A 16155-nucleotide genomic window follows, 5' to 3' on the forward strand; every position below is an offset into this window, starting at 1 on the left:
ATTCGACCCGATGCCCGGGACCTGCTCGTCAGGTTCCGGGCATCTGCGTCTCTCGGGGCACTGCCCGCGTCTCTCGGGCACTGCGTCTTCCGGGCGGAGTCCGCGGGTCCGATTACTGTGGGGGACGATCGGACTGCCACGGGAAGGGGCGTGATGGCGACGCGCATCGACAGCTGGATCTGGGCGATCCGGCTCACCAAGACGCGGTCGGCCGCGGGTGCCGCGTGCCGCGCCGGACACGTCCAGCTCAACGGTGCGACCGCCAAACCCGCGGCGCCGGTCTCGATCGGCGACCGGGTCACCGTGCGGCTGAACGGTCGCGAGCGGATCGTCGAGGTGACGCGGCTGATCAGCAAACGGGTCTCCGCACCGGCCGCGGCCGAGTGCTACATCGACCACAGTCCGCCTCCGCCGCCGCGGGAGGTTCTTGCCAGCCTCCCGCGGCGCGATCGGGGTTCGGGACGGCCGACGAAGCGCGAACGCAGGCAACTCGACCGTTTCCGCTCGGAGATCATGCTGGTGACGCTCGCCGCGCTCGCGGCACTGCTGCTCGCCGGGTGCTCGGGCGGCGGTTCCGACTCGGCAGATGTCTCCGAGACGCCGAAGGCGGGAACGGGTCCGCAGTTCGCGCGATGCGGTGGGCTCACGACCGACGACGTGGTCCGGATGTCGGGCATGGCGGGTCTGCGGCTGGCGATCGACAACCCCTCGACGTGTGAATGGCGCGCCGACGCGCAGCGCAACGGTTCGGTCTCGTTCAACTGGTACCGCGGCTCGCCGATCGGACGCGAGCGAGGGACCGAACAGCTCAGCCGCGACACGACGCAGGACTACGAGATCGACGGCAATCCCGGCTTCCTCGCCCATACCGCGGGCATCTGCGAGATCGGCGTCGCGTGGGACGCCGACTTCATCGAGATCTCGCTGGCGTCGCCGATCAGTCCGGGCGCCGGTCCCACCATCGCCGAGGACCAGCTGTGCGGCGCCGCGAAGAGCATCACTGAGAAGGTCGTGAAGGGGGCGGCATGACGTCGATCCGGAGGCGGGCGACCGCGGCGGTGCTGGGCCTGGCAGCGGTCGCGGCGTCGGCAGCGTGCACGGTGGACGGACAACCCGTCCGCGAGGGAGGAGCGGTCGGTTCCGACACCGGCCACGTCGACACCAGCCGTTTCGACAAACTGCTCGCCGAGTGCGAGGTACTGCCCGCGGCGACGATCGCGAAGGCGGTGGGCGGAACCACCGCCGAATCGAACTTCTTCGGAGCGAACTGCCGTTGGTCGGTGCTGCCGCAGCAGATCGACGTGACCTTCAACTGGTTCGAGTGGGGCGATTACAACCTGGAGAAGGAGACCGCGCAGCATCTCGGCTTCACCACCGAGAACATCTCGGTGCAGAGTCAAGCGGCCTTCACCCAGCGCGACCCCGCGAGGCCGGCTGTCTGCGGAGTGACCGCGAAGTCGCCCGCGGGCGGGATCTTTACGTGGTGGGTGGAACCGGAGGGGCAGCAGGCCGGTGACGCCTGTGCCGCGCCGGTCAAACTGATGGAGTTGATCCTGACCGGCGCCAACTAGTCCGCGCGGGATTCACGGCGCGGAATGATTCACGGCGCGGGAATCGACGCCACCGAGACCGACGCCGCCACCTGCGGTTCGCCGGCGTCGTCCGGGATGACGAACCAGATCAGCAGGGTGCCGTCGAGCCGCTGCCTGCGGATGGTGACGCGCGTGCCGGGGGTGATCGGACGCAGGTACTCGATGATCGCCCGGTGCGGTCCGTCGATCAGGTCGGCGTGATGGACCAGCTCGTCCTCGACCGCTTCGAAATAGGCGGCGTTGTTGAGGTGTTTGAACGGGTCGAAGTCGGTGATCCGCAGGACGTGTTCCCGGTCGGGCAGTTCCAGTGCTTCGGCCGCCGGCGGGGTGGCGGGATTCATCGCCTTCCAGCGCAACCGGTGCTCGTCCGTCATCGCGGTGAGCGTCTCCATCGCGAGATCGCTGATGCGTGCGGGCGTTCCCGACTCGGTCATGTTGATCCAGAAGGCCTCGGTCTCCACGAGGCCGTCGGGCCGCGGCTCGGGATTGAACCGGTTGGTTCCGCCCTCGGCGGTGATCCGGACGCGCATGTTGGTCCACCGCGTCGACAGTGCGCCGCACCACCGTTCCATCCTCAGCTCCGACGGCCAGGTGATCGGTTCGAGGACGTCGATCACGGTCCGGCGGATGATCCAGAAGGGATCGGTGTCGGCGAACGGAAGGACGGCGATGTTGTCGTTCGCGACGTCCTGCAGATATCGAGCGATCCCGTCGAGCCGAACTCTCATGTCCTGGTCGATGTCGCCGGTCCGGACGCGGTATCCGGCCGAGTAGAAGTCGGCTCCCGGCTTGCGGTCCTCCAGGGGCCGGTAGGCCTGCGGTGCGGTCATTCGGGTGGGGACTCCTCTGCTTCGTCCGGAGACGGGGATACGCTTCGGGCATGGCGGGGGTGTGACCTCGAATACGGTACTCTCGGAGAAACTAGAACACGTTCACCCTTGAGCTCGAAGGGATGTCCCAGATGACGCACGTAATCACGCGATCCTGCTGTAACGACGGATCTTGCGTTGCCGTCTGCCCGGTCAATTGCATTCATCCGACACCGGACGAACCGGACTTCCTCACCGCCGAGATGCTCTACATCGACCCGGAGACGTGCATCGACTGCGGCGCCTGCATCGACGAGTGTCCGGTGAGCGCGATCTATCCGGACGATCAGCTGCCCGAGAGGGAAGAGCCCTTCCTCCAGATCAACGCCGACTACTACAAGGACCACGACGTCGAAGGCGGACTCGTGCGGCATCCCAAGCCGCCGCAGCTGCCCGACACCGAACTCCGTGTCGCCATCGTCGGAGCCGGGCCCGCCGCCTTCTACGCTGCCCAGGAGCTGGTCAAGAAGGCCCAGGTGCGCGTCGACATGTTCGACCGTCTGCCCACCCCGTACGGGCTGGTCCGGGCCGGAGTCGCCCCCGACCACGCGCAGACGAAGGGGGTCGAGGAGACCTTCGCCGCGGTGGAGCGGAAGCGGAACTTCACCTACCACCTGGGCGTGGAGGTGGGCGAGCACATCACCCACGACGAACTGCGCGAACGCTACGGTGCCGTCCTCTACGCCGTCGGCGCCGCACACGACCGCCGCCTCGACATCCCCGGTGAGGATCTGGCGGGCTCGATCGCCGCGACCGACTTCGTGGCCTGGTACAACGGCCACCCCGACCACGCACAGCGGGAGTTCGACCTCAGTGCCGAGCGCGCGGTGGTGATCGGCAACGGAAACGTGGCGCTCGACGTGGCGCGCATCCTGGTCACCGATCCCGACGAGCTCGCACGGACGGACATCGCCGACCACGCACTCGACGTCCTCCGCGCGTCCAAGGTGCGCGAAGTGGTGGTCGTGGGACGGCGCGGTATCGAGCACGGCGCCTTCACCAACGGGGAGTTCGTGTCGCTGGCCGACCTCGAAGGCGTCGACGTGGTGATCGACGAATCGGAGTTGACGCTGTCCGAAGAGACGGCGGCCGCGCTGGCCGACGACTCGCTGGACTCGGTGATCGCGACCAAGATCCGCCTGGCCCGGGAGTTCGCCGCGATGCCGCGGACCGAGGGGAATCGACGGATCGTATTCCGCTTCCTGACCTCTCCGGTGGAGATCAACGGTGACGGTGCGGCCGCCTCGGTGAAGCTGGTGCGCAACCGCTACATCGGCGACGGCGGGATCGAGCGCACCGACGAGATCTCCGAGCTCGACGCCGGGCTGATCGTCCGGTCGATCGGATACCGGAGCCGGCCGATCAAGGGCCTGCCCTTCGACGAGGGCCGGTCGGTGGTCCCGAACGCCGACAGCCGCGTCCTCGACGGGTCGGCCGGGGATCCGATTCCGGGCGTCTTCGTCGCCGGCTGGGTCAAGCGCGGACCCACCGGGGGCATCGGCCGGAACCGGCTGTGCGGCGAGGAGGCCGCGGCGGCGATCCTGGCCGACTTCGCCGCCGGCGCGCTGACGGATCCCGCGGTCGACAACTCCGACGTCGCCGACCTGGTGGCCTCTCGCGGCGCACATCGCGTGGATCTGGCCGGCTGGAAACGCATCGACGCGGCCGAACGCGAGGCCGGGTCGGAGTCCGGCCGCCGACGGGTCAAGTTCGTCTCCGTGGAGGAGATGACCGGCGTGGCCGGTCAGGCCGATCCCGTCGGACAGGCCCTCTAGTGCGGATCGCGCTGCTGTCGTACCGCAGCAAACCGCACTGCGGGGGCCAAGGCGTGTACGTCCGCCACCTCTCGCGGGAACTGGTCGCACTCGGCCACGACGTGGAGGTCTTCTCCGGACAGCCGTATCCCGAGCTCGACGCCGGAGTCCGGCTCACCAAGGTGCCGAGCCTGGACCTGTACGGCGAACCCGAACCGTTCCGGACTCCGCGGCTCGGCGAGTATCGCGACTGGATCGACGTGCTCGAGGTGGCGGCCATGTGGACCGCGGCGTTCGGTGAACCGCTGACGTTCAGTCTGCGGATGGCCCGGCTGCTGCGCGGCCGGCGAGACGACTTCGACGTGGTGCACGACAACCAATGCCTGGGCTACGGGCTGCTCGACATCAAGCGTCAGGGTTTCCCGCTGGTGGCGACGATCCATCACCCGATCACCCGCGACCGTTCGCTGGCGGTGAAGGCCGCCGTGGGACTGAAGAAGATCAGCGCGTGGCGGTGGCATTCGTTCCTGGCGATGCAGGGCCGCGTGGCGCGGCGGATTCCGTCGCTGCTGACCGTCTCGAACAGCAGCGAACAGGACATCCGCGATGCGTTTCACGTGGAGCCGGGCGCACTGGCGACCATCCCGCTGGGCGTCGACGTCGATCTGTACGCGCCCCGCGGCGAGCGGGTCCCCGGGCGGATCGTGTGCGTCGCGAGCGCCGACGCACCGCTCAAGGGGGTCTCGTACCTGCTGGAGGCGGTCGCCAAGGTGGCCGTCGAACGGGACGTGCACCTCACGCTGGTGTCGAAGCTGGATCCGGATGGCCCCTCGGCGCGGCTGATCGACGAACTGTCCATCGGCGAGCGGGTGTCGGTGGTCTCCGGACTCGACGACGCCGAGCTGGCCGACCTGTTGGCGAGCGCGGAGATCGCCTGTGTGCCCTCGCTGTACGAGGGCTTCTCGTTGCCCGCGGTGGAGGCCATGAGTTGTGGCACACCGCTGGTGGCGACTCGTGCGGGCGCGATCCCGGAGGTGGTCGGCGAGGACGAGTCGGCCGCCCTTCTGGTTCCTCCCGGCGATGCCGGCGCTCTCGCGCAGGCGCTGCTCCGGCTGCTCGAGGATCCGGAACTGGCGGCGCGCACGGGCGCGGGCGGTCGCGCCCGTGCCACCTCGAGGTACAGCTGGTCGGCAGTCGCCAAAGCGACAGCGGATCGATATCGGGCGGCCGTCGACGCCGCCGCGGGCGAAGGGAACTGACACGTGCTCACTGTGGATTTCGACCGTCTCGCCGTCGGACCGGGAGTCAAGGCCATCGACATCGGCGCCGGTCAGGGCCGCCACTCGTATGAGATGCTGCGCCGCGGTGCGGAGGTCATCGCCTTCGACCAGAACGAGAAGGACATGGCCGACGTCGCGGAGATGTTCGGCGCGCTGGCCGCGGCGGGGGAGGTTCCCGAATCGGGCGTCGCGCGTACCGAGGTCGGCGACGCGCTCGCGCTGCCCTACGACGACGAGTCCTTCGACGTCGTGCTGATGTCGGAGATCCTGGAGCACATCCCCGACGACGAGGCGGCCATCGCCGAAATGGTCCGCATCCTCAAACCCGGCGGGTCGGCCGCGGTCACCGTTCCCCGCTACTGGCCGGAGAAGGTGTGCTGGGCGCTCTCGGACGAGTACCACGAGGTGGAGGGCGGCCACGTCCGTATCTACCGCGAGTCGGAGCTCGCCGACAAGCTCGCTGCGGCGGGCCTGGAGATCACCGGCTCGGGACACGCGCATGCCCTGCACGCGCCGTATTGGTGGCTCAAGTGCGCGGTCGGCGTCGACAACGACCGCAATCCGCTGGTCCGCGGCTATCACAAGATGCTGGTGTGGGACATGATGAGTAAGCCGTGGGTCACCCGCGCGGGCGAGCAACTCTTGAATCCGCTCGTCGGGAAGTCGGTGGCGATCTACTTGCGCAAGCCGGCCGGACTCGCCGAATCCGCGTAACGATGGCCGTCCCCTCCGTGTCCGGCGTCCTGACGCCTGCGCAAGTGCGCGCGACCGGAGCCGCGATCGTCGGAATGCAGGAGCCCGACGGTGCGCTTCCGTGGTTCCCGGGCGGCAAGACCGACCCGTGGGATCACGTCGAGTCGGCGATGGCCTTGTCGGCGAGCGGCTACCTCGACGCTGCTCGTGCGGCGTACGAATGGTCGGCGCACACCCAGCGCGACGACGGTTCCTGGCCGATGGAGCTGCGGGCCGGGCGGGTCGTCGACCCCGGCGTCGACAGCAACTTCTGCGCCTACATCGCGGTAGGAGTGTGGCATCACTATCTGATCACCGGTGACGAGGCCTTCCTGTGGAGCATGTGGCCCACGGTGCGTGCCGCTCTGGACCGGGTGTTGATGTTCCAGCGCGGCGACGGGGCGTTCCGATGGGCGGCCGACTACCGGACCGGAGCCATGTTCGACGACGCCCTCCGGACCGGCAATTCGAGCATCTACTCGGCGCTGTGCTGCGGTATCCGCATCGCGGGCGAGGTGGGAGCCGACGCCGGCACGTGGGAGCGTGCGCGCGGTGACCTCGCGGTGGCGTTCACCCGGCCCGACGAGGTCTTCGTCCCGGCCGGCAAGCATTCGATGGACTGGTATTACCCGGTTCTCGGCGGGCCCCTGCGCGGCGATGCCGGCCGCGCGCAGATCGATGCGGAGTGGGAGAGGTTCGTGGTTCCCGGACTGGGAGCGCGGTGCGTGGACCATCGCCCGTGGGTCACCGGCGCCGAGACCAGCGAGCTCGCGCTGGCGCTGGAGGCGCTCGGCGACGTGGATCGCGCGGCGGCGATGGTGGAGTCGATTCAGCACCTGCGTGATCCCGACGGTTCGTACTGGACCGGGCTGGTCTTCGCGGACGGTAAGCGCTGGCCGGTGGAGCGCAGTTGCTGGACGTCGGCTGCGGTGATCCTCGCGGCGGACGCGATCAGCCGTGCGACACCCGCCGGCGGCATCTTCGCCGAACTCGACGACGACCGTCTCGCAGCCGATGAACCGGTAGCGCAAGGGCGATGATTGGACTAGTGTCCAGTCTAGCGTCCAGTGAGGGCGTCTGAGTTCGGAGGGCCAAGTGGATTACGGAATCGTGCAGTTCACCAGCGACCGCGGTCTGCGACCGCACGAGTTGGCGCCGCTGATCGAGCAGGCGGGCTTCGCCGCGTACTACGTGCCCGAGCACAGTCACATCCCGACCAGGCGCGAGGCGGCCCACCCGCGGACCGGCGACGCGAGTCTCCCCGACGAGAGGTACACCCGGACGCTGGACCCATGGACGTCGTTGGCGGCCGCGGCGGCGGTCACCTCGCGCATCGAACTGTCGACGGCGGTGGCGCTGCCCGTGCAGTCGGACCCGCTGACCCTCGCGAAGACGATCGCGACCCTCGATCACCTGTCGGGCGGACGCGTGCGCCTCGGCGTGGGCTTCGGCTGGAACCTGGACGAGTTGTCGGACCACCACGTCCCGGCGGGCCGCCGGCGCACGATGCTGCGCGAATACCTCGAGGCGATGCGCGCCCTGTGGACGCAGGACGAGGCCGAGTACCACGGCGAGTTCGTCGATTTCGGTCCCAGTTGGGCGTGGCCGAAACCGTCCCGGACCATCGGGGTGTCGGTGGGCGCGGCGGGCACCGAGAAGAACTTCACGTGGATCGCGCGCAATGCGGACGGTTGGATCACGACACCGGGCGAGACCGACATCGACGAGTCGGTGGCCCTGCTCAAGACGATCTGGGCCGACGCGGGACGCGACGGCGCACCGCAGATCGTCGCGCTCGACATGCGGCCGGACGCCGAGCGTCTGGCGCGGTGGGACCGGATCGGAGTCACCCGCGTCCTCTACGGGCTGCCGGACGAGAACGCCGACACCGCGCGCTCGTATCTGGAGAAGCTGGCGGGCAAGCTCGGACTCGGAGTCGCCGCGTAGGCTCAGCGGATCCGCCGCAGGACGCGCAGTGAACCGTGCGCGGACTGCTCGGTGAACCGGCCGGAGTCGAGGGCCTGACGGTAGATCTCGTACGGCGGCCGCCCGCCGTCGTTCGGGTCGGGGAAGACGTCGTGGATGAGGAGTGCGCCGCCGGCGCGGACCCACCCGGACCACCCGTCGTAGTCGTTCTGCGCGGCTTCCATCGAATGGCCGCCGTCGATGAACACGAAATCCACCTCGCGTCCCCAGACCCGCGCGGCGGCGGTCGAGGGCGCGAGCAACCCGAGCACAGTCGATTCCAGCCCGGCGTCGTACATCGTCCGCCGGAAGCGGGCGGCCGTGTCGAGCAGTCCGCTGTGACTGTCGACGAGTTCGGTGTCGTGGTACTCCCAGCCCGGCTGATGCTCCTCCGAACCGCGGTGGTGGTCGACGGTGACCACCAGGGCGCCGTGTGCTTCGGCGGCGGCGCCGAGGAACACCGTCGATTTTCCGCAGTAGGTGCCGATCTCGACGCCGATGCCGACCGAGTCGGGCTGCGAGAGATACGACGTCGCCGCCTCGTGCAGTGCGAGGGCCTCATCGAGCGGCATGAAGCCGGGCGCTTCGTCGGCTACGCGCAGACGCTCGTCGGACAGTCCGTTGGTGGGGGAGGTCAATGCCATCGTTCAATCGTATAGACAGGTGTCCGACGGTTACCGTGGAAGTCATGAAAGCACAGGTGATCGTCAATGAAGTGGGCCCGGAAGGCCTGGAACTGCAAGAGATTCCGGCTCCCGAGCCGCAAGCGGGTCAGTACCTGGTGGATGTGCGGTCGTGCGGAGTGTGCTTCCCCGACCTGCTGATGAGCCGCGGCGAGTATCAGCTGCGGCCGCCGCTGCCCTTCGTTCCCGGCACCGAGGTGGCCGGCGTCGTCGCCGCGGCTCCGGAGGGCGGTCGGTTCGCGGTCGGCGACCGCGTGGTCGTCGCATCGATGCTCGGCGGATTCGGTGAGCAGATCGCCGTGGCCGAACAGCAGTTGTTCCCCTTGCCCGACGAACTGAGCTTCGACGAGGGCGCCGCCCTCGGCATCAACTTCCAGACCGCGCTGTTCGCCTTGAAGATGCGGGCGAATCTGCGGACCGGAGAGACCGTCGGGGTGCTCGGTTCCGCGGGCGGCATCGGTGTGGCCTCGATCATCGTCGCCAAGGCACTCGGCGCCCGGGTCGTCGCGGTGGTGCACCGGACCGGCAACGAGGAGATGCTCCGGGCGCTGGGCGCCGACGAGGTCATCGCACTGACCGAGGGGTGGAAGGACCGGGTCCTCGAGCGCACCGGGGGAGGCGTGGACGTGCTGATCGATCCCGTCGGCGGTGAGGTCTTCGACGAGGCGCTCCGCACCGTCGCGCCCGACGGCCGTTTCGTGGTGATCGGCTTCGCCGCCGGCGGCATCCCGACGGTGAAGCTCAACCGCGTGCTCTTCCGGAACATCTCCGTCGTCGGCGCGGCCTGGGGCGAATACATCCGGACGCACCCCGAGGTGCCCGGGCTGCTGCACGAGGACATCGTCCGGTTGGTCGGGGAGGGGATGCGACCGCCGGTGAACCACGTCTACGAACTCGCCGAACTGCCGCGGGCGCTCACCGATCTGGCCGAGGGTCGCGTGCGGGGCAAGGCGGTGGTGCGGATCTCGTGACCGAGGCCTCCCGGACCGCGGCGGCGAGGTCCGCGAGCAGTGCCGGATCGGCGCGGTAGGGCGTGTTGAAGCCCAGCCGGTCCACCCACGGTCCGTACCGATCCACCAACTCGGCAGCGCCCGAGCCGATGTCGGCGGCGGTGACCGCGACGGCGTCGACCAGCGCGTCGTCGACCATCTGAGCCATCGCCGTCCAGTCGCCTGCGCGTGAGAGCTCGTGCAGCCTGGGGCCGAGCTCGGCGCGGCCGACGGCTTCGAGCACCGGATGGTAGGCGGGCGTGGAGCCGTAGAACGCGACCTGCGTCCGCACGGCTTCGCGCGCCGCCGCGCGGTCGGCTGCGTCGCGCCCGGTGATCACCATCGCCGAGTGGTGGACCTCCGGGACCCGGCGCCGCGCCGACGCCGCGCCTGCGGCCAACGCGGGCAGGGTGGTCTCACGCAGGAACGCGGGCGGGCACAGCGGATGCGAGAGGAATCCGTCGGCCGTCTCGCCCGCGACCGCCGTCATCCTCGGCCCCACGCCCGCAAGCCAGATCGGCGGCGGACCGAAGCCCTCCACCTCTCGCGCGTCGGGCCGGAACAGCGGCGGCATCAGCGTGTGCTGGTAGAACTCGCCGCGGTGGTCGAGGCGGCCGCCCGTCTCCCAGCTGTCCCAGATCGCGCGGATCGCAGTGACCATGTCGCGGATCCGGTCGGCGGGGCGGCTCCACGGCATCCCGTATCGCCGGGTGATGTGCGGCTTGATCTGAGTGCCGAGGCCGAGCACGAACCGCCCGCGTGAATAGGCCTGCAGGTCCCATGCGGTGGTCGCCAGCAGCATCGGGTTTCGGGCGAACGCGATCGCCACCGAGGTCCCGAGCCGTACCCGCTCGGTGCGTTCCGCGGCGAGCAGCAGCGGCAGGAACGGATCGTGGGCGCCTTCGAAGGTCCACACTCCGTCGTATCCGGCCGATTCGGCGGCGGCCGATGCCGCGCCCATCTGCTCCAATCGACAGACGATCGTCGTGTCGACATACACGGTGTCAGCCGATTCCGAAGAGCGCGGCGGCGTTGTCGTGGAACACGCCGCGCAGCCAGCGGTCGCCGAGGTCGAGCCGGGCGCAGGCGGCGAGCGCCTCGGTGTAGCTGTACGGAATGTTGGGGAAATCGCTGCCGAAGAGGATCTTCTCGCCGACGTCCCGAAGCCGGCCGAAGAGCTCGCGGGGGTACGGCGCCGACTCCTCCGAGAACGCGGTGAACGACATCGTCGTGTCGAGCCGGACGTTCTCGTACCGTTCGGCGAGTGCGAGGAAGGGCTCGTACTCGGGGGTGCCCATGTGCGCGACGATGAGCGGCAGGCTCGGGAACCGCCGCAGCAGTTCGTCGATCGGTTCCGGGCCGGTGAACTCGCCCGGTGCCGGACCCGAACCGCAGTGGATCACCACGGGGATCTGCGCGTCGTCGATCCGTCCCCACACGCCGTCGAGCAGCGGATCGATCGGCGAGTACGCGCCGACCTGGATGTGCGACTTGAAGATCCTCGCTCCGGCGTCGATCGCCTCGGAGACGTACGCCGCGGCCCCCTCCTCCGGGTAGAAGGTCGCCGTCTGCAGGCAGTCCGGGTGCGCCGACGCGAACTCCGCCGCCCAACTGTTGAGCCATCGGGCCATATCGGGTTTGTGGGGATAGATCATCGACGAGTACGCGCGCACACCGAACGCGCGCAGCGTCTCGACGCGGCGGTCCTCGTCGGCCCGGTAGGCGATCGGCCACTGCCTGCCGAGCATCGGGCCGGCGGAGTCGAAGTACGCCCAGACCTTGTCCATCACCCGGCGCGGCATGAAGTGGGTGTGCACGTCGATGAGACCCGGAATGCCCAGCTCTCGCCAGACGCGCTGAACGGCTTCGGACTCCTCGGCGGAGAAGGGCTCCATGCGATGATCGTCACACATGGCCTCGACGCTACCGAACGGCCGATCGGTGGCCGGCGGACCGGTGGGAACGATCGAGCCGGGTGGGTCATTCGCCGCGGGTGACGCCTCCGGATCCGCCGGCCCACAGTGACCGACCATTGCAGTGACCGACCATTGGGTTACCGACCATGCCGGACGCGTGGGTCGCGCGACGGGCGACGAAAGGACTGCGATGGACGAAACCGGGTCCTGCGCCGCTGCAACGCCGACGGTCCGGCCGCCGGTCGCGCAGATGATCGCGCTGACCCCTGTCGGGATCGCGGTCGGCGCGTTGTGCGCGCTCGGGCTGTGGGGCGTCTCGGCGCTCGCGGAACTGGTTCAGAAACTGGTCTGGGACGATCTCAGTGCCGCGCTCGGCGTGTCCGGCGACAACGGCTGGTTCATCTTCGGGACGCTCACCGCTGTCGGTCTGCTCGCCGGACTCGTGATCCGGTACCTGCCGGGCCATGCCGGCCCCGATCCGGCGACGGAGGGACTCGTCTCCACTCCTCTCGAAATACGCGTGCTCCCCGGCCTCGTGCTCGCCACCGTTCTGACCCTGTCCGGCGGGGTGAGCCTGGGGCCGGAGAACCCGATCATGGCGATCAACGCCGCGATCATCGTCGGGCTGGGTGTCCGGCTCGTGCCGAAGCTGGGGCAGAAGGAGTGGATGGGGCTGTCGACCTCGGCCACGATCGGCGCGATGTTCGGGACACCGGTCGCCGCGGCGCTGATGCTGTCCGAACTCAACAGCGGCGATCCCCGCGTCCCGCTGTGGCACCGGCTGTACGTGCCGCTCGTCGCCGCGGCGACCGGTTCGTTCGTGATGCTGCACTTCACCGATCTCGGGCTGTCGATGGGTCTGCCGGACGAGACGATCGGCGGTGTGGTCCACGTGCTCCTCGCCATCGGTGTCGCGGCGGCCGCGGCAACCGTCGGCGTGGTCGGTGCCGCGCTCTTCGACCCCCTGCACCGACTGCTGAACACCCGGTTGCCCGGTCCCGTGGTGCGGCTGACCGTGGCCGGGGCGGTCCTCGGCGGCCTCGGTGCGCTCGGCGGCACCATCACCCTGTTCAAAGGCCTCGAGCAGATGAACGAGCTGCCGGGCGAGGTGGCGACCACCACCGCCATGGGATTCTTCGTGTTCGCGGCGGTGAAGCTGTGCGCGCTGCTGGTCGCCGGGGCGTCAGGTTTCCGGGGCGGCCGGATCTTCCCCGCGGTGTTCATCGGAGCGGCCTTCGGATTCGGCGTTCACACACTCTGGACCTCGATACCGCTGACCCTGTGCGTGAGCGCGTCGGTGGTCGGGATCTCGGTGGCCGCTGCGCGCAACGGCTGGCTGAGTCTGTTCCTCGGGTTGGCGATCGTGCCGCAGATGGATCTCATGGTTCCACTGCTCTTCTCCACGCTCGCGGCGTGGCTGGTGGTGGCTAACGCACCGGAATTGAGTGCTCGGCCGGTCGAGATCCGACGAGGTTCGCAGAATGCGGAGAGGAACGTCTGAGGTGGCCGTGTCAGCGATCATGCGCCGGATCCGAAAGATCTCGCGGCCGAGACCAGCGGATGCCGTATCCGGTCTGGTGACCGCGTTGTTCTCCATCCCGGAGGGGATGGCGTACGCGTCGATCGGTGGATTCAATCCGGTCAGCGGTCTGTATTCGGGGATGCTCTCGACACTCGTGGGGTCGATGTTCGCCCGGACCGCGTTGATGGTCACCACGCTGACCAGTGCTATCGCACTGTCGTCGCAGAGCGTGCTGTCCTCGGCCGGCCTCGACCCGCACGACGTCGGGAACATCGCGATGCTGACGGTGGCGGTCGGTGCCGTGATGCTGGTGATGGGTCTGCTGCGCGTCGGCGCGATCATGGACTTCGTCTCGAGCGCCGTGATGACCGGATTCACGGTCGGCATCGCCGTACAGATCGTGGCGGGGGTGCTCGGCGACGTCACCGGCTACGACCCGGAACGGCACAACACCGTCGTGAAGTTCGTCGAGGTGCTCGGACACGTGCCCCAATGGTCGGGGGCGTCGGTGGCGGTGGCGCTCGGCACCGTCGCGGTATGGGGAGTTCTGCAGTTCGTCAGACCGGTCAAGTCGTACGCCACGCTGATCGCTCTCGTCGCGGTCACCGCGGTGGCCGCGGTGACCGGCGCCGACACGGAGACCGTCGGTGATATCGCGAAGGTGCCGAACAGTCTGCCGCCGTTCACGTTTCCGGATCTGAGTGCATTCCCGAACCTCGTTCTCGGAGCGTTCGCCATCGCCCTCGTCGGTCTCGCTCAGGCAGCGGGCATCTCGGCGGCGGTGCCGAACCCGGACGGATCGAAGGCGAGTGCGTCCGGGGACTTCTCGGCGCAGGGTGCGGCCAACATCGTCGGCGGCTTCTTCGGATCGCTGCCGACCGGCGGCTCCCTGTCCCGCACAGGTGTCGCGGTCTCCGCGGGCGCGACGAGCCGCTGGGCGGGCGTCTTCGCCGGTGCGTGGCTGGTGGTTCTCGTGCTGATCGCCGGCGCCGCCGCGCAGATCATCCCGATGCCTGTCATCGGGGGACTGCTGTTCGTCATCGGGTTCGAGTTGATTCAGGGTCGATGGGCCGACGTCACTCTGGTTCTGCGCACGGCGCCGCTGAGCGCCGTCGCGATGGTGGCGACCTTCCTCGCGACGACCCAGATCCCCCTGCAGTACGCGATCCTCGTCGGTGCCGGAATCTCGCTGGTGCTCTACTGCGTCCAGGCGGCACGCAGCGCCCGGCTGCTGGCGCTGGTCCGAGACGACGAGGGCTGGTGTCTGGAAGAACCGCCGAAGACGCTGCCCGCCAACGGAATCACCGTGCTATACTACGCCGGCGTCGCGCTGTTCGCAGAAGTGCCCCGCATCTCAGAGACGTGGCCGGCGCCGCCCTCCGCACCGGGCCGGTTCGTGGTGATTCTGAACGTACGCGTCCTGCCCGACGTGCCGTCGGCGACACTGCAGAAGCTGCTGCGCGCGAAGGCCGAGGCATTGCGGAAGTCGGGCGGGCGTCTCATGCTCGCAGGCGTCAGTTCCGCGATGATCGACGCGGTGACGCGAGCGGGCCTGGTCCGAGCGCTGGGCGAGGAGAATGTCGTGCCCGCGTCCCGGCATGTCTTCGGTGGTCTCGACACCGCCTACGCCGAAGCCCAGCGCTGGCTCGCGGAGACCGACGGGAACGGTCCGGACACAGGTACGTCCTGACCTCGTCGTCAGGCGTCGTGATCTGCGGCGGTCGCTGCACGCAACTTCGCGATCTGATCCCGGGACGGGAGATTCCTCGGTGAGACCATGATTCCCTCCGCCGTCACCGTCGGACCGTCCGCGTCGCAGAGTTCGGCCCGCACGAAGACCTTCCGGCCCTCCGATCCGGTGGTGCGGGCGCGCAGATCGACGTCGCCGAGAGGTGTCGGGCGCAGGTACTTCACGGTGAGCGTGCCGGTGAAGCAGGGGGTTCCGTTGCCGACGCTGGCCGCTTCGCCGAGCATCTGATCGAGCAGCATGGCCGAGATCCCGCCGTGGACCAGGCCGGCCGGGCCCTCGTACGCGGCGCCGAGCCGTACCCGAGCGGTGGCCGTCCCGTCGTCGTGGTGGTCGACCCGCAGCGGGGGAGCGATGGCGTTGCGCACACCCACGGCCGCGTTGCCCCAGGGCATGCCGGTGAAGTCGCGGGTGAACGGCACTCCGTAGCTGCCCGGCTTCTGCGCTGCGCGCAGTGAGGCGGTGACCGCGTCGATCCGCCGGCGCGCGTCGTCCAGATCGTCGTCGGGCACCTCGGTGCGGATCACCGCGTCGATCAGCGCGCGGACCGACTCGGTCAGCGGTTCCACCACGGCGAGCTGCGCAGCGATCTCGTCGGCGCTGAGATCTACCAATCGAAAGTCCATGCCGGTCAGCCTATGGTCGTGTGCGGTCTCGACGGGCGCGGGTTCGGGCTCAGTGCTCGGACTTCCGGTGCTTGCCGGCGACCTCGCCGAACATCATCGTCATCTTGGTGCCCAGCGGCCAGCCGACGTAGTAGCAGAGGAACAGTCCGATCTCGTTCAGCTCCTCCGGCGTGAGTTCGCCGTTGCCGAGCGCCGCCGCCGCCTGGATCTCGGCGACGTCCACCTGACCGTTGGCGGCCAGCGCGCCGAGGAGTACCAGCCTGCGGTCGCGGTGGGTGAGGCCCTCGCGGCTCCACACCTCGCCGAAGACCTGATCGGCGGTGTGCGCGAAGAAGTCGCCCGGACCGTCGGACATCTCCCAGCCGTACACCTCCGACATCGTCGCCAGGCCCTTGCGGCGTTGCTCGGTCATCGGGGGCAGATCGTCTTGCGGGGTCGGGTTCACAATGCTCCTTCGGTTCGGTTCATTTCGCTGCGCGC

General features: G+C 69.0%; 16 protein-coding genes. 10 read left to right on the plus strand and 6 right to left on the minus strand.

Annotation, left to right across the window (positions count from 1 at the left end):
* The first annotated feature begins 153 nt into the window (after positions 1-153).
* Entirely contained in the window at positions 154-1029 is an 876-nt protein-coding gene (locus ACZ5QD_RS18145; protein ID WP_006894424.1) for a DUF3558 family protein, read from the plus strand.
* A complete protein-coding gene (locus tag ACZ5QD_RS18150) occupies positions 1026-1571 on the plus strand; it encodes a DUF3558 domain-containing protein (RefSeq protein WP_006894425.1) in 546 nt (181 codons plus the stop codon). The genes ACZ5QD_RS18145 and ACZ5QD_RS18150 overlap by 4 nt, the downstream gene beginning before the upstream one ends.
* Before the next feature lie 29 nt (positions 1572-1600).
* Here ACZ5QD_RS18150 and ACZ5QD_RS18155 read toward each other — a convergent pair whose 3' ends face one another.
* The gene (locus ACZ5QD_RS18155) at positions 1601-2422 is read right to left on the minus strand and encodes an acyl-[acyl-carrier-protein] thioesterase (RefSeq protein ID WP_006894426.1); all 822 of its coding nucleotides are present in this window, start codon (positions 2420-2422) and stop codon (positions 1601-1603) included.
* A 131-nt stretch (positions 2423-2553) separates the two neighbouring features.
* Between ACZ5QD_RS18155 and ACZ5QD_RS18160 the strand changes: the two genes are divergently transcribed.
* From ACZ5QD_RS18160 to ACZ5QD_RS18180, 5 genes are read left to right on the plus strand one after another with little or no spacing between them, the layout of a single operon-like run.
* Positions 2554-4236 (plus strand): FAD-dependent oxidoreductase, encoded by a 1683-nt coding sequence (locus ACZ5QD_RS18160; RefSeq protein WP_222111200.1) that lies wholly within the window; start codon positions 2554-2556, stop codon positions 4234-4236.
* A complete protein-coding gene (locus ACZ5QD_RS18165) occupies positions 4236-5474 on the plus strand; it encodes a glycosyltransferase family 4 protein (protein WP_006894428.1) in 1239 nt (412 codons plus the stop codon). Before ACZ5QD_RS18160 ends, ACZ5QD_RS18165 begins: the two co-directional genes overlap by 1 nt.
* A gap of 3 nt (positions 5475-5477) precedes the next feature.
* Positions 5478-6209 carry a class I SAM-dependent methyltransferase gene (locus ACZ5QD_RS18170; RefSeq protein WP_006894429.1) on the plus strand — a complete coding sequence of 244 codons (732 nt, stop codon included), beginning with the start codon at positions 5478-5480 and terminating at the stop codon, positions 6207-6209.
* A 2-nt stretch (positions 6210-6211) separates the two neighbouring features.
* Entirely contained in the window at positions 6212-7267 is a 1056-nt protein-coding gene (locus ACZ5QD_RS18175) for a prenyltransferase (protein ID WP_278126161.1), read from the plus strand.
* 55 nt (positions 7268-7322) lie between these two features.
* Positions 7323-8174 carry an LLM class F420-dependent oxidoreductase gene (locus tag ACZ5QD_RS18180; protein ID WP_006894431.1) on the plus strand — a complete coding sequence of 284 codons (852 nt, stop codon included), beginning with the start codon at positions 7323-7325 and terminating at the stop codon, positions 8172-8174.
* Between the two features lie 2 nt (positions 8175-8176).
* Here ACZ5QD_RS18180 and ACZ5QD_RS18185 read toward each other — a convergent pair whose 3' ends face one another.
* Complete coding sequence (locus ACZ5QD_RS18185) at positions 8177-8836, minus strand: class I SAM-dependent methyltransferase (protein WP_006894432.1); 660 nt, start codon at positions 8834-8836, stop codon at positions 8177-8179.
* A 44-nt stretch (positions 8837-8880) separates the two neighbouring features.
* On the opposite strand from ACZ5QD_RS18185, the gene ACZ5QD_RS18190 reads away from it, so the two are divergent.
* Entirely contained in the window at positions 8881-9846 is a 966-nt protein-coding gene (locus ACZ5QD_RS18190; RefSeq protein ID WP_197462931.1) for an NADPH:quinone oxidoreductase family protein, read from the plus strand.
* Here ACZ5QD_RS18190 and ACZ5QD_RS18195 read toward each other — a convergent pair.
* Together ACZ5QD_RS18195 and ACZ5QD_RS18200 are read right to left on the minus strand one after the other, a co-directional pair.
* Positions 9791-10825 (minus strand): TIGR03617 family F420-dependent LLM class oxidoreductase, encoded by a 1035-nt coding sequence (locus tag ACZ5QD_RS18195; RefSeq protein ID WP_464366993.1) that lies wholly within the window; start codon positions 10823-10825, stop codon positions 9791-9793. The genes ACZ5QD_RS18190 and ACZ5QD_RS18195 overlap by 56 nt on opposite strands.
* A 43-nt stretch (positions 10826-10868) precedes the next feature.
* On the minus strand, positions 10869-11777 hold the full coding sequence (locus tag ACZ5QD_RS18200) for an amidohydrolase family protein (RefSeq protein WP_464366994.1): 909 nt from the start codon (positions 11775-11777) through the stop codon (positions 10869-10871).
* Between the two features lie 193 nt (positions 11778-11970).
* On the opposite strand from ACZ5QD_RS18200, the gene ACZ5QD_RS18205 reads away from it, so the two are divergent.
* The gene (locus ACZ5QD_RS18205; RefSeq protein ID WP_464366995.1) at positions 11971-13281 is read left to right on the plus strand and encodes an ion channel protein; all 1311 of its coding nucleotides are present in this window, start codon (positions 11971-11973) and stop codon (positions 13279-13281) included.
* 7 nt (positions 13282-13288) lie between these two features.
* On the plus strand, positions 13289-14992 hold the full coding sequence (locus ACZ5QD_RS18210; RefSeq protein ID WP_464366996.1) for a SulP family inorganic anion transporter: 1704 nt from the start codon (positions 13289-13291) through the stop codon (positions 14990-14992).
* A gap of 8 nt (positions 14993-15000) precedes the next feature.
* On the opposite strand, the gene ACZ5QD_RS18215 is transcribed toward ACZ5QD_RS18210, so the two are convergent.
* Both ACZ5QD_RS18215 and ACZ5QD_RS18220 read right to left on the minus strand, forming a co-directional pair.
* On the minus strand, positions 15001-15675 hold the full coding sequence (locus ACZ5QD_RS18215; RefSeq protein WP_006894438.1) for a PaaI family thioesterase: 675 nt from the start codon (positions 15673-15675) through the stop codon (positions 15001-15003).
* 49 nt (positions 15676-15724) lie between these two features.
* Positions 15725-16087 (minus strand): carboxymuconolactone decarboxylase family protein, encoded by a 363-nt coding sequence (locus ACZ5QD_RS18220; RefSeq protein ID WP_039866654.1) that lies wholly within the window; start codon positions 16085-16087, stop codon positions 15725-15727.
* Positions 16088-16155: the final 68 nt, after the last annotated feature.

It is taken from the genome of Gordonia sp. J1A, assembly GCF_055393515.1.

What these genes read in the sequence shown, in the direction of transcription:
- ACZ5QD_RS18215 (WP_006894438.1), bottom strand. Translation starts at nt 15,675, where the DNA reads ATGGACTTTCGATTGGTAGATCTCAGCGCCGACGAGATCGCTGCGCAG.
- ACZ5QD_RS18195 (WP_464366993.1), bottom strand. Translation starts at nt 10,825, where the DNA reads ATGGGCGCGGCATCGGCCGCCGCCGAATCGGCCGGATACGACGGAGTG.
- ACZ5QD_RS18190 (WP_197462931.1), top strand. Translation starts at nt 8,881, where the DNA reads ATGAAAGCACAGGTGATCGTCAATGAAGTGGGCCCGGAAGGCCTGGAA.
- ACZ5QD_RS18155 (WP_006894426.1), bottom strand. Translation starts at nt 2,422, where the DNA reads ATGACCGCACCGCAGGCCTACCGGCCCCTGGAGGACCGCAAGCCGGGA.
- ACZ5QD_RS18175 (WP_278126161.1), top strand. Translation starts at nt 6,212, where the DNA reads ATGGCCGTCCCCTCCGTGTCCGGCGTCCTGACGCCTGCGCAAGTGCGC.
- ACZ5QD_RS18220 (WP_039866654.1), bottom strand. Translation starts at nt 16,087, where the DNA reads ATGACCGAGCAACGCCGCAAGGGCCTGGCGACGATGTCGGAGGTGTAC.
- ACZ5QD_RS18160 (WP_222111200.1), top strand. Translation starts at nt 2,554, where the DNA reads ATGACGCACGTAATCACGCGATCCTGCTGTAACGACGGATCTTGCGTT.
- ACZ5QD_RS18150 (WP_006894425.1), top strand. Translation starts at nt 1,026, where the DNA reads ATGACGTCGATCCGGAGGCGGGCGACCGCGGCGGTGCTGGGCCTGGCA.
- ACZ5QD_RS18145 (WP_006894424.1), top strand. Translation starts at nt 154, where the DNA reads ATGGCGACGCGCATCGACAGCTGGATCTGGGCGATCCGGCTCACCAAG.
- ACZ5QD_RS18185 (WP_006894432.1), bottom strand. Translation starts at nt 8,836, where the DNA reads ATGGCATTGACCTCCCCCACCAACGGACTGTCCGACGAGCGTCTGCGC.
- ACZ5QD_RS18205 (WP_464366995.1), top strand. Translation starts at nt 11,971, where the DNA reads ATGGACGAAACCGGGTCCTGCGCCGCTGCAACGCCGACGGTCCGGCCG.
- ACZ5QD_RS18200 (WP_464366994.1), bottom strand. Translation starts at nt 11,777, where the DNA reads ATGTGTGACGATCATCGCATGGAGCCCTTCTCCGCCGAGGAGTCCGAA.